The following is a 12,661-nucleotide window of genomic DNA, read 5'->3' as shown; positions in this document are numbered from 1 at the left end:
TCTCAGAGCTGGGCGCACACCCGGTCGGCCGTGGTGACCACCGCGCAGCGGCCGGCCGCCCACTCCAGGGCCATCCGGTGCTCACGGGCGGAGAAGTCGGCCACGGCGTCCGCGACCACGAAGGCCCGGATGTCCTGCATCCAGGCGTCGCACGCCGTCATCAGCACGCCGATGTGCGCGTACACGCCGGTGATCACGAGCTGGTCCCGGCCCATGGCGCGCAGCCGCTCGGCGAGGTCGGTCCGTACGAAGGCGCTGTACTTCCACTTGGTGAGCACCGTGTCGCCCGGGCCCGGGGCCACGGACGCGGGGATCGCGGCGGCCTCCGGGTCGGCGGGCAGGCCCGCCCCCCAGAAGTCCTGCTGGAGGCCGCGCTCGGCCGGGGTCTGGCCGCCGGGCTGCGCGGTGTAGAGGACCGGTACGCCGGCCCGGCCCGCCTCCTTCTTCAGGCGGGCGACCTGCTGGAGCATGCCCGTGACGGGCTGTGCGTCCGTGTCGAAGGCCGACAGGAAGTAGTTCTGCAGATCGTGGACGAGCAGGACCGCACGGTCCGGGTCCACGGTCCAGTCGACGCGGTTGGCCGGCAGCTCGTCGGCGGTCGGCAGCGGGTAGGCGGCGATGGCGGGCAGGGCCATGGGTTCTTCCGTTCAGTGCTGGTGGGGAGGGGCGGGGACGGCGGCGGGTGCGGCGGGCCGGGGGAGCGGCCCGACGGCCGCCGTGCGCAGGTCCCGTTTCGAGACCTTGCCGACGCCGGTCTTCGGGAAGGCGGCGACGAACTCCACCCGGTCGGGCACCTTGAACGCGGCCAGGCCGCGTTCCCGTACGAACTTCTTGACCTCGGCGGGGCGCGGTGCCTCGGCACCCTCGCGCAGGATCACGTAGGCGCAGGTGCGCTCGCCGAGGTAGGGGTCCGGTTCGCCGACCACATTGGCGTCGTGGACGGCCGGATGCGCCAGGATGTGGTTCTCCACCTCCTCCGCGGCGATCTTCTCGCCGCCCCGGTTGATCTGGTCCTTGACGCGTCCCTCGACCACCAGGTGCCCGGTGGGCGTCATCCGGACGATGTCCCCGGTGCGGTAGAAGCCGTCCGCCGTGAACGAACGGGCGTTGTGCTCGGGCGCGTTCCAGTACCCGCGGATGGTGTAGGGGCCGCGGGTCAGCAGGTGACCCGGCTCGCCTTCGGACACCGCGCGGTCCTCGTCGTCGACGATGCGGATCTCGTCGTCCGGGGAGATCGGCCGGCCCTGCGTCGTGACGACGGTCTCCTCGGGATCGTCGAGGCGGGTGTAGTTGACCAGCCCCTCCGCCATCCCGAACACCTGCTGCAGCGTGCAGCCCAGCCCCGGCCGGACCCGGCGGGCGGCCTCCTCGCTGAACTTCGCGCCGCCCACCAGCAGGACGTCCAGGCTGCTCAGGTCCCGGTCGGTGTGCGCGGCGGCGTCGGTCCACAGCAGGGCCAGTGGTGGCACGAGACCGGTGATCGTCACGCCCTCGGCCTCGATCAGTGGGAAGGCGACGTCGGGCACCGGCTGCGGACTCAGCACCACGCGGCCGCCCGCGTACAGGATGCCGAGCGAACCGGGCGACGACAGCGGGAAGTTGTGGGCGGCGGGCAGGGCCACCAGATAGATCGAGTCCGCGTCCACGCCGCAGATCTCGTTCGAGCCCCACAGCGAGTAGATGTAGTCGTCGTGGGTGCGCGGGATCAGCTTCGGCACGCCCGTACTGCCGCCGGAGAGCTGGAGGAAGGCGAGGTCGTGCGGGGCGGGCCCGTCACCGAGACCTCCGGCGGGCACGTCCACCGGCACGTCGGCCAGCGCCGTGAACGCGCCCGGGTCGGCGTCCGCCACGAACACCTCGCGCAGTCCGGGGACTTCGGCGCGGACCTCGGCGGCGAGCCCGCGGTAGTCGAAGCCGCCGTGCACCGCGGGGATCACGTAGGCGGCCGCCCCGGTGAAGGAGCAGAAGTAGGAGATCTCCGTGCGGCGGTGCGCCGGGAGGGCGAAGACGGGCAGGGCGCCGATCCGGAACAGCGCGAAGACGACCTCGAAGAACTCGGCCGTGTTCGGGAGCTGGACGACGACCTTGTCGCCGGGGCCGATGCCGCGGGCGGCGAAGCCCGCGGCCATCCGGTCGGCCCGCGCGTCGAGTTCGGCGTAGGTCCAGGTGCGGCGGCCGCCGTCGGCGCCGCCCGCCGGGTCCACGAGGGCGATCCGGTCGGGATGGGCCGCGGCCCGTTCCCGCAGCACGGAGCCGAAGGTCTCGCCCTTCCACCAGCCGGCCGCCCGGTAGCGCTCGGCGAACTCGGCCGGCCAGGGCTGCCAGGCGGGCCCGGAGCCGGTCACAGCCGGGCTCCGACGGCCTCGAGGAAGGTACGGAACTTGGCGGCGGTCTCCGCGGTCTCGGCGTCGGGCTCGGACGCGGAGACGATCCCCGCCCCGGCGAACAGGCGCAGCCGGTTCTCCTCGGCCTCGGCGCAGCGGATGGTGACGACCCACTCGCCGTCGCCGGTGGCGTCCTCCCAGCCGATCATGCCGGTGAAGAAGCCGCGGTCGAAGGGCTCGGTCTCGCCGATCACCCGGCGGGCCACGTCGGTGGGGCTGCCGCAGACGGCCGGGGTCGGATGCAGGCTGGAGGCGATCTCCAGGGCCGAGACGTCGGGCCGTGCGAGCACTCCGCTCACGGTGGTGGACAGGTGCCACATGGTGGCCGTACGGAGCAGTGTGGGGCGCTGCGGGACGTCGAGGGAGGTGCAGTACGGGGCCATCGCCTGGTGCACCGCGTCGACGACGACGGCGTGTTCGTGCTGGTCCTTGGCGGACTGGAGCAGGGCGGCGGCCCGGCGGACGTCCTCGGCGAGGTCCGCGCTGCGCGGGGTCGAGCCGGCCAGCGGGTTGGATATGAGCCGGTCGCCCCGGCGGGAGAGCAGCAGCTCGGGGCTGGCGCCGATCAGGTTGCGGCCGGGCCCGGTGGGGAGCGCGAAGGTGTAGCCGGAGGGGTCCCGGCGGGCGAGCCGCTGGAGCATGGCGGGGATGTCCAGCGGTCTGTCGGAGGCCAGTTCCAGCGTCCGGGCCAGCACGACCTTGCTGAACTCGCCCTTCCACATCCGGTCCACGGCCGAGGCCACGCCCTTGGCGTAGACATCGGGTTCGGGGACGGAGGCGATGGCCCAGTCGGCCGGCGCGGGACCGGCCGAGGGAAGGGCGACCAGCGGGTCCGAGGCGAGCGGGGGCCCGCTGCGCAGCGACTCCGGGACGACGAGGGCCGCGCGGGCGTCCGGGGCGAAGGGGATCGCGCCGATCACCATCGGCCAGGGGTGCCCGGCCCGCCGGGCCTCGGCCAGGGCCTTGGCGACGCGCTCGGGGAGCGGTTCGGCGCCGTGCGCGACCTCCTGGCGGATGCCCTGGGCGAGCAGCGTCCGGGTGGGAGTCGCGAGGAAGCGCCCTCCGGTCCGGTAGGCGTCGAGCAGGACGGTGGCGGCGCCTACGGAGGGGTGCACCGGATCGGCCGGTGCGGGGGGCGTGGCGACTTGGTGGACCGTCGGCACGGTGACTCCTCTTCAGGGGTGGGGGCAGGGGCGGGCAGGCGGGGGCGGCCGGACGGTTCCGGCTGCGGGTGGCGCGTGGCGCGCGTACGGAGTGAGGGGTGGACGGGGGCTGCCGCGGGGTCAGCGCAGCGTGGCTCCGCCGTCCACGTAGAGGTCCTGCATGGTGATGTGGCGGGCCCGGTCCGAGGCCAGGAAGACGACCGCGTCGGCGATGTCCTTCGGGTCGGCGATCCGGCCCAGCGGAATCCCGGTGCGGTAGCTGTCGAGGTCCCCGTTCAGCACCCGGCCGGGCGCCTCCGGGTCGTTCCAGAGCCCCCATTGCATGGGGGTGTCCGTGGAGCCGGGCGCCACGATGTTGCAGCGGACGCCGCTGCGGGCGTACTCGAGGCCCAGGCACTTGGTGAACATGACGGCCGCGGCCTTCGAGGCGGCGTACGCGGACATGCCGGTGCGCGGGATCCCGGCGGCGTTCGAGGCGACGGTGACCACGCTGCCGGAGCCACGGGCCGCCATGCCGGGAACGACGGCGCGGGAGGTGAAGAAGACGCCCTGGACGTTGACGGCGAAGGTGGCCGCCCAGTCCTCGTCGGTCAGTTCGGCGACCGGGCCCGTGCGCAGGATCCCGGCCACGTTCACCAGGATGTCGACGGGCCCGAGCTCCCGTCCGATCCGTGTGACGGTCCGGTCGACGGCCGCGGGATCGGTGACGTCCAGCGCGTAGGCGTGGACGGCGCCGGAGCCCGCGGGGTGCTCGGTGGCCGGCCGCTGCCCGGCTCCGGCCGGGTCCAGCTCCGTGGCCAGTGCGGTGACGGCCGCCACCGACACGTCGGTGGCGGCGACGGTGGCGCCGAGGCGGTACAGCGCTCGGACGACGGCCTCTCCGATGCCCTGGCCCGCGCCGGTGACGAGCGCGACTCTGCCGGCGAAGCCGGATTCATGGTGGTCGGACACACCTCCCCCTTTCTCTTAGGTAAGCCTAACCTAATAAAATCCTGAACGGGATTACCCGACAGGCACGTTGTCCTCGTCGTCCTGCGGCTCGTGGTGGTCGAGGTTGACGACGCCGCGCTTCCAGAAGCCGTCCACGTCCGTGTACTCCCGGTTCAGGCGCAGTTCCCGGTGGAGGTGGCGGCGGACCGGCTTGAGCTCCCCGGCCTCGCCCGCGATCCACACGAAGGGCAGCCCCGGCAGGAACTCCACGCTCCGGACCGCCTTCTCCAGGAAGTCGCCCTCGCCGTGCGCGAGCCCGCCGCGGTGCAGCCAGACGATCTCGGCGTCGGCCCGCGTCGACAGCTCCTCCTCCTCGCCCGCGTCGTCGACCAGCAGGAAGACCTTCGCCGGGGCGCCCTCCGGCAGGTCCTCCAGCATCCGCGCGATGGCCGGCAGAGCCGTCTCGTCACCCGCGAACAGGTACCAGTCGAACTCCCAGGGCACCAGGATCGAACCGCGCGGCCCGGCCACCCCCAGCCGCATCCCCGGCTCCGCCCGCTCCGCCCACCGCGCGGCCACGCCGTTGCCGTGCAGGACGAAGTCCAGGTCCAGCTCGCCCGCCACGGGGTCGAAGCGGCGGGTGGTGTAGTCGCGGGAGACCGGGAACGGCGCCCGCGTCGGGAACTCCAGTCCGTCGCCGTCGTCCGCCACCCGCGGCAGCACGGGCAGTTCGGCGCCCGGCTCGGGGAAGAACACCTTGACGTGATCGGCGGGGGAGCGGTCGACGAACCCCTCCAGCTCCGGCCCGCCGAGGGTGACGCGGACCATCCGCGGCGTCACCCGGCGCACGCGCAGCACCTCCAGGGTGCGGACGGTGATGTCGTGGTAGACGACGTCGATGCGGGGCCCGGGGGTCGTGGTCATGATGACGGTCTCTCTTCCGTGAAGGGCCGGGGTACGGGTGGGGGCGCCGGAGCGCCCCCACCCGTACCCGGGGAGGGGGGTCGGTCAGTCCCGGCCGGCCGCCGGGGCCGAGCGCAGCGCACGGGCCAGCAGCGGGCCGATCTCCGCCAGGACGCCGGGGGACATCAGGTCGTCGTGCGAGCAGTCCAGGACGTGCTCCTCGATCCGGCCGTCCAGGTACGCGGGCCAGACCAGCCCCGGTGCCTCGTCCGCCGGAGTGGACCGGGACGCGGTGAAGAACAGCACGTCACCGCGGTAGCGGCGGGTGCGGCTCCGCGACAGCAGCCGGACGCAGTGCACGTTCGTGTCGACGATCGCCCCCAGCAGGGCCTCGTCGAAGCCGGCCAGCAGACCCTGGCTGTCGCGGATGGCGCCGACCGCCTCCGCCCGGTCCACCGGAGCACCGTCCGCCGGCCGGTTCAGCCCGGCCACCGACAGGAGGAACCCGCTCTCCTCGCGCTCCAGCCGCTCGCGCCAGTCCGGGGCGTCGATGTACGACCAGTCCTCGATCTCCGGCGGATACGCGTCCAGCAGCCCCAGGAAGGCGACTTCCTCGCCGCGCTCCTGCAGCAGCGCCGCCAGCGTCTGGGCCACGGTCCCGCCGAAGGAGTAGCCCAGGAAGTGGTACGGGCCCTGCGGCTGCACCGTACGGATCTCCGCGAGGTAGAGCTCCGCCAGGGCGGCGACGTCGTCCACCTCGGGCTGCGCGCCCGCCAGTCCGGGCGACTGGAGCCCGTACACCGGCCGGTCCGGATCCAGGTGGCCGAGCAGGCCCGTGTACTGCCAGGCGAATCCCGACGCCGGATGGAAGCAGAACAGCGGCTTCGCCGTGCCCCGTTCGCGCAGCGGCATCAGCACCCGCAGCGCGTCCCGGCGGGCGTCCGACCCGATCCGGGCGGCGAGGTCGGCCACCGTGGGCGCCGTCATCACCGTCGCGACCTGGAGCGGCGTGCCGAGCTGTTCGCGGATCCGGCCGACCAGCCGCATCGCCAGCAGCGAATGGCCGCCGAGCTCGAAGAAGTTGTCCTCGGCCCCGACCCGTTCCAGCCCCAGCACGTCCGCGAAGATGCCGCACAGCAGCTCCTCGCGGGCGTCCTTCGGCGCTCGGCCGCCGCCCGCGTCACCGAAGTCGGGCAGGGGCAGCGCGGCGCGGTCCACCTTGCCGTTCACCGTCAGCGGCAGCGCCGACAGCTCCACGAAGGCGGACGGGACCATGTACTCCGGCAGCGCGGCCGACAACCCGGCCCGCAGGGCGGCCGGTTCGGGGGCCTCCGCGGCCGATGCCACGGTGTAGGCCACCAGCCGCTTCACGCCGGTCGGCCCGGTGTGGACGACCACGGCCGCCGCCGCGATCCCGGGCTCGGCCGCGACGACCGACTCGATCTCGCCCAGCTCGATGCGGAACCCGCGGATCTTGACCTGGTCGTCCGCCCGGCCGAGGTAGTCGATCTGGGCGTCCTCGCGCCAGCGCACCAGGTCGCCCGTCCGGTACATCAGCGTGCCCGGCGCGCCGAACGGATCGGCGACGAAGCGTTCCGCGGTCAGCGCCGGCCGCCCGAAGTAGCCGCGGGCCAGCCCCGCCCCCGCGAGGTACAGCTCACCGGCCACCCCCGCCGGCACCGGGCGCAGCGCGCTGTCGAGCACGTAGGCGCGGGTGTTGAAGATCGGCCGCCCGACGCAGGAGGCGGCGCTGTCGTCCACGTCGGCGCCCAGGGCGTTGATCGTGTACTCGGTGGGGCCGTACAGGTTGTAGCCCATCGTGCCCTCGGTCCGCTTCAGCAGCTCCCAGAGGCCGTCGGGGACCGCCTCGCCGCCCAGCAGGAACAGCGTGGGGCGGTGCCGGTCAGCGTCCAGCAGGCCCGCCTCGACCAACTGGAGCCCGTAGGACGGCGTCACGTTCACGACGTCGATGCCCACCCGGTCGTAGTGCGCCGTCAGGGCCGCCGGGTCCAGCCGCAGTCCCTCGCCGATGACGTGCACCTCGTGCCCGTCGACCAGCCAGAAGAACTCCTCCCACGACATGTCGAAGGCGAAGGACACGGTGTGCGCCACCTTCATCCGGCGCCCGCCCGCCAGGGCCACCGCCGGCGCGAAGATCCGCTCCCGGTGGTTGAGCAGCATGTTCGTCAGACCCGAGTAGGGGACCACGACCCCCTTGGGCCGTCCCGTGGAGCCGGAGGTGTAGATGACGTACGCCGGGTGGCGGCCGTCCCGCACACCCGTCAGCTCCGACTCCGCGAGGGGCCCGTCGGGCCGCCCGGCCAGCTCGGCCAGGACCGCGGGGTCGTCCAGCAGCAGCGCCGGCACCCCCTCCACCACCGGCACCCGGTCCGTCACCGGGGCCGTCGTGACCAGGCACAGCGGTGCGGCGTCCTCGACCATCGCGCCGAGCCGGTCCACCGGGTGGTCCAGGTCCAACGGCAGATAGGCCGCGCCCGTCTTCAGTACGGCGAACAGCGCGACCACGAAGTCCGCCGACCGGGGCAGCCCGAGGGCGACCACGGTCTCCGGCCCGGCGCCCCGCGCCACCAGGGCACGGGCCAGCCGGTTGGCGCGGGCGTCGAGCTCGGCGTAGCTGAGCCGCTGGTCCTCGAAGACCAGCGCGGTCTGCTCCGGCGTCCGGGCGGCCTGCTCGGCGAACAGGTCGATCACCGTGGTGTCCGGGACCGGGTGGCCCATGTCGTCGCCCGTGGCGAGCAGCCGCGCCCGCTCCCCGCCGGCCAGCGTGGCCAGGCGGCCCACCGGGACCGCCCCGCCGTCGGCGAGCTGCTCCACCAGCAGCGCGAGCCGGCCCGCCAGGTTGCGGGCGGTGGCCTCGTCGTAGAGGTCGGGCCGGTAGCCCAGGCTCAGTTCGAGCGCCCGGCCGGGGGTGACGGCGAGGGTCAGCGGGTAGTGGGTGCCGTCGACGCTGTGCGTCCAGCCGATGGCGTGGGCCGCCACCGCCTCCTCACGGGCGGCGTCGTTCAGCGGCGTGTTGCGGAACACGTACAGCGTGTCGAAGAGCTGCCCGAGACCGGTCAGCCGCTGGATCGGGCCGAGCCCCACGTAGTGGTGTGGCAGCAGCGCCGCGTGCTCGCCCTGGACCCGCACCATCAGGTCGCGCAACGGCTCGTCGGGGCGCAGGGTGACCCGGAACGGCAGCGTGTTCATGAACATGCCGATCATCTGGTCGACCCCGGCGAGGTCCGCGGGACGGCCGGAGACCGTGGCACCGAACACCACGTCGTCGCGGCCGGTCATCCCGGCCAGCGTCATCGCCCACGCCGTGCTGAGTACGGTGTTGAGGGTGATCCCGCAGCCGCGTGCGAAGGCCCGCAGCCGGTCGCTGGTCCCTTCGTCCAGGGACAGGTCCACGACCTCCGCGGTCACCGGCCGGCGGGCCGGATCGGCCCGGGCCACGAGGGTGGCCTGGTCCAGCCCCGAGAGGTGGGAACGCCACGCCGTCTCGGCGGCCTCCCGGTCCACGGCCGACAGCCAGCGCAGGTAGTCCCGGTAGGGGGTGACGGGCGGCAGGGTGTCGTCGTCGGCGCCGCCGCGCCCGTACAGGGCGAACAGCTCCTCGAAGAACAGCGACTCCGACCAGCCGTCGGTGAGGATGTGGTGCTGCGTCACGCACAGCATCCAGCGCTCCGCCGAGAAGCGGATCAGCGCGACGCGCAACAGCGGCGGGGCCGCGAGGTCGAAGCGGGTCGCCGCGTCGGCAAGGGAGAACTCCCGCAGCGCCTCGTCCTGCGCCGCCCGGTCGAGGTGGCTGAAGTCGATCTCCCGCCAGGGCAGCTCCCACGCGCCCGGCACCGCCTGCACCGGACCCGCCAGACCCTCGTGCCAGAAACCGGACCGCAGGTTGGGGTGGCGGCGCAGCAGGGTGTCGAAGGCCGAGCGCAGGGCGGGCCCGTCGACCGCGTGCAGCAGCTCGACGAAGTTCTGCATCAGGTAGACGTCGAGGGCCTGGTCGTCGTAGACGGCGTGGAAGTACAGGCCCTCCTGGAGCGGTGCGAGCGGCAGGACCTCCTCCCGGTCCGGGAACACCGCGGCCAGCGCGGCCTCCTGGCCGGCGTCGAGGGTGAGGAGCGGTCCGGCCGAGGCCAGGTACCCGCCGTCCTGGTCCACGGCCTTGCCGGCCGCGGCGGCCATCCGCTCCACCGTCCGCCGCTCGAAGACGTCGCGCGGGGTGAGGACGAAGCCCGCCTTGCGGGCCCGGGTCACCAGCTGGATGGAGACGATGCTGTCGCCGCCCAGCGAGAAGAAGTCCTCGTCGATGCCGGCCGTGGCGAGGCCCAGCACCTCGGCGAAGACGGCGCACAGCGCCTCCTCGCGGGCGTCGCGCGGTGGCCGCAACGACGCCGCCGAGCCGAACTCCGGCGCCGGCAGCGCGGCCCGGTCCAGCTTGCCGCTCACGTTCGTCGGCAGGGACTCCAGGACCACCACCGCAGCCGGGACCATATAGTCGGGCAGTACGGCGGCCAGTGCCCCGCGCAGCGCCGTTCCCTCGACAGGGCCGGTCACATAGCCGACGAGCCGCTTGACCCCCGGGGTGTCCTCGCGGACCACCACCGCGGCCGACCCGACCCCGGGCAGGGCCGCGAGCGCCGACTCCACCTCGCCGAGCTCGATCCGGAAGCCGCGGATCTTCACCTGGTCGTCGGCGCGGCCCAGGAACTCCAGCTGCCCGTCGGCCCGCAGCCGTACGAGGTCGCCCGTACGGTACATCCGCGAGCCCGGCGGACCGTACGGGTCGGCCACGAACCGCTCGGCGGTCAGCGAGAACCGGCCCAGGTACCCGCGGGCCAGCCCGTGGCCCGCCAGGTACAGCTCACCGGGGGTGCCGGCCGGCGCGGGCCGCAGCGCGGAATCCAGCACCCGGGCGCTGGTGTTGCCGATCGGCCGGCCCACGATCGGGGAGGCCGAGTCGGCGAGATCGGCGCCGAGCGCGTCCACCGTGTACTCGGTGGGCCCGTACAGGTTCACCGACATCACCCCGGGCGCCTCGCGGACCTCGGTCCACAGCGCCTCGGGCACGGCCTCGCCGCCGAGCAGCAGCAGGCCCGGCCGGTGGTGCGAGCGGCTCAGCAGTCCCTGCTCCAGCAGCGCGCCCGCGTAGGTGGGCGTCACGTCCATGGCGTCGATCCGGTGCTCGCGGACGTAACCGACCGTGAACTCGGCGTCGCGGCGGCCGATTTCGTCCAGGACGTGCAGCTCGTGCCCCGAGACCAGCCAGAACAGCTGCTCCCAGGAGGTGTCGAAGCTGAAGGAGGCGGTGTGCAGGGCGCGCAGCCGCCGCCCGCCGGCGGCCGCGACGGCCGGGGCGAACACGTCCGCGATGTGGTTGGCGTACAGGTTCGACAGGCCCCCGTGGGTCAGTACGACCCCCTTGGGGCGGCCCGTGGAACCGGAGGTGTAGATCACGTAGGCCGGGTGTCCGGGATCCGTGGCCGGGGCCCGGAAACCGGTCCCGCGCCCGGCGAGTTCGCCGGCCGTCTCCGGTGCGTCCAGGACGATCCGTGCCGGTCCGCCCGCCGCTTCCGCGGGCAGCAGCGCGAGCGCCGCCTCCGTGGTCAGCACGCACACCGGTCTCGCGTCGTCGAGCATCAGGGCGATCCGGTCGGCCGGGTAGTCCAGGTCCACGGGCAGGTACGCGGCCCCCGTCCGCAGGACCGCCAGGATGGCCACGACCGATTCGGCCGAGCGCGGCACGGCGAGCGCCACGACCGACTCGGGACCGGCGCCGCGGGAGGCCAGCAGCGCGGCCAGCCGGTCCGCCCGCCCGTCGAGCTCCGCGAAGCTCAGCCGGTCGGCGCCGCAGACCACGGCGCAGGCGTCCGGGGCCGCCGCGGCCTGCGCCGCGAACCGCTCGGCGACCGTGTCGCCGGCGACGTCGCGCACGGCGCCCTGCCCCGCGGTACGCAGCTCCGCGTGCTCGGCGGAGGTCAGCAGGTCCAGCGTGCCCACCGCGGCGCCCGGGTCGCCCGCGACCCGGTCCAGCAGGGCGACGAGCCGCTCCGCGATCCGGGCGACGGCCCGCGCGTCGAAGAGGTCCGGCCGGTACTCCAGGGCCAGTTCGGCCCGCTCGTCCAGGGACACGGACAGGGTGAGCGGGAAGTGCGTGCCGTCGCGGGCCTCGACGCCCGTCACCCGGACCCCGTCGGACAGGGCCGCGCGGGCGGACGGGTCCACCGGATAGTTCTCGATGACGACGAGGGTGTCGAACAGCTCGCCGCCGCCCGCCTGCTTCCGGATCAGGCGCAGCCCCAGGTGGTGGTGGGCCAGCAGGGCGTTCTGCTCGTCCCGGAAGCGTCCCAGCAGCTCGGCGACGCTCTCCCACGGCCGCGCGTCGAGCCGGACCGGGACGGTGGTGATGAACAGCCCGACCATCGACTCGACACCGGGTATCTCCTCGGGCCGGCCCGCGACCGTCAGCCCGAAGACCACGTCGCGGCGGCCCGTCAGAGCGCCGAGCAGCAGTCCCCAGGCCGCCTGGACCACCGTGCTGGGTGTGGTGGCCAGCGCCCGCGCCGCGGCCGTCAGGCGGGCGGTGGCCTCCCGGGACAGCTCCACCCGGTGCACGCCCGGCCGCACGGCCGTACGGGACGGGTCGGCCGGGGCCACCAGCACCGCCTCGTCCAGCCCGGCCAGCGCGGTGCGCCAGGCACCCTCGGCGGCCGGTACGTCCTGCGCCTTCAGCCACTTGAGGTAGTCGCGGTAGGGGCGTACCGGCTGCTGCCCCGAGGCGTCGCCGTCGCTCTCGTACAGCGCGAGGAGGTCCCCGACGAGCAGCGGCATCGACCAGCCGTCGACCAGGATGTGGTGCACGGTGACCACGAGCAGGTGGTCGTCGGGACCGCGGCGCACCAGCAGCAACCGCAGCAGCGGCGGCCGGTGCAGCTCGAACCGGCGGTCCAGCTCGGCCCGTTCCACGCGGCGCACCGCCGCCTCGGACGGGTCGGCCGACACGTCCGCCCGGCCGAGCGCGAAGGTCACCTCGGCCGGCACGAACTGCACCGGCTGCGGCACCCCCTCGTGCCAGAAACCGGCCCGCAGGTTGGGGTGGCGGCGCAGCAGGGCCGCGCCCGCCCGCTCCAGCCGGTCCGCGTCGACGGGGCCGGACAGCGACACGGAGACCTGCACCGTGTACACGTCCGGCGCGCTCGCGTCGTAGACGGAGTGGAACAGCATGCCCTGCTGCAGGGGGGACAGCGGAAGCATGTCCTCGATTCGAGCCTG

At 74.1% G+C, this 12,661-nt stretch carries 6 protein-coding genes; all 6 read right to left on the bottom strand.

Going from position 1 to position 12,661, the window contains the following annotated elements:
* Nucleotides 1–2: 2 nt before the first annotated feature.
* The 6 genes from ACFYZ4_RS10125 to ACFYZ4_RS10100 all read right to left on the bottom strand — a co-directional run bounded on the left by ACFYZ4_RS10125 (nucleotide 3) and on the right by ACFYZ4_RS10100 (nucleotide 12,643).
* Nucleotides 3–635 carry an isochorismatase family protein gene (locus ACFYZ4_RS10125; protein WP_384346479.1) on the bottom strand — a complete coding sequence of 211 codons (633 nt, stop codon included), beginning with the start codon at nucleotides 633–635 and terminating at the stop codon, nucleotides 3–5.
* A gap of 12 nt (nucleotides 636–647) precedes the next feature.
* Nucleotides 648–2,345 (bottom strand): (2,3-dihydroxybenzoyl)adenylate synthase, encoded by a 1,698-nt coding sequence (locus ACFYZ4_RS10120; RefSeq protein WP_390783546.1) that lies wholly within the window; start codon nucleotides 2,343–2,345, stop codon nucleotides 648–650.
* The gene (dhbC, locus tag ACFYZ4_RS10115) at nucleotides 2,342–3,547 is read right to left on the bottom strand and encodes an isochorismate synthase DhbC (RefSeq protein ID WP_390783545.1); all 1,206 of its coding nucleotides are present in this window, start codon (nucleotides 3,545–3,547) and stop codon (nucleotides 2,342–2,344) included. The genes ACFYZ4_RS10120 and dhbC overlap by 4 nt, the downstream gene beginning before the upstream one ends.
* Nucleotides 3,548–3,667: 120 nt before the next feature.
* A complete protein-coding gene (locus tag ACFYZ4_RS10110) occupies nucleotides 3,668–4,498 on the bottom strand; it encodes a 2,3-dihydro-2,3-dihydroxybenzoate dehydrogenase (RefSeq protein ID WP_390783544.1) in 831 nt (276 codons plus the stop codon).
* Between the two features lie 51 nt (nucleotides 4,499–4,549).
* Nucleotides 4,550–5,401, bottom strand: a complete 852-nt coding sequence (locus ACFYZ4_RS10105) for a siderophore-interacting protein (RefSeq protein ID WP_390783543.1) — start codon at nucleotides 5,399–5,401, stop codon at nucleotides 4,550–4,552.
* Between the two features lie 84 nt (nucleotides 5,402–5,485).
* On the bottom strand, nucleotides 5,486–12,643 hold the full coding sequence (locus ACFYZ4_RS10100; RefSeq protein ID WP_390783815.1) for an amino acid adenylation domain-containing protein: 7,158 nt from the start codon (nucleotides 12,641–12,643) through the stop codon (nucleotides 5,486–5,488).
* Between the last annotated feature and the right edge of the window lie 18 nt (nucleotides 12,644–12,661).

The organism is Streptomyces sp. NPDC001513 (genome assembly GCF_042894695.1).
GTDB lineage: Bacteria > Actinomycetota > Actinomycetes > Streptomycetales > Streptomycetaceae > Streptomyces.
The sequence above is the reverse complement of the archived record's forward strand: the minus strand, read 5'-3'. Positions and strand labels throughout refer to the sequence as shown.

Bases quoted from the DNA above. Each gene is read 5' to 3' on its own strand.
- ACFYZ4_RS10105 (WP_390783543.1), bottom strand. From the start codon at position 5,401: ATGACCACGACCCCCGGGCCCCGCATCGACGTCGTCTACCACGACATC.
- ACFYZ4_RS10100 (WP_390783815.1), bottom strand. From the start codon at position 12,643: ATGCTTCCGCTGTCCCCCCTGCAGCAGGGCATGCTGTTCCACTCCGTC.
- ACFYZ4_RS10125 (WP_384346479.1), bottom strand. From the start codon at position 635: ATGGCCCTGCCCGCCATCGCCGCCTACCCGCTGCCGACCGCCGACGAG.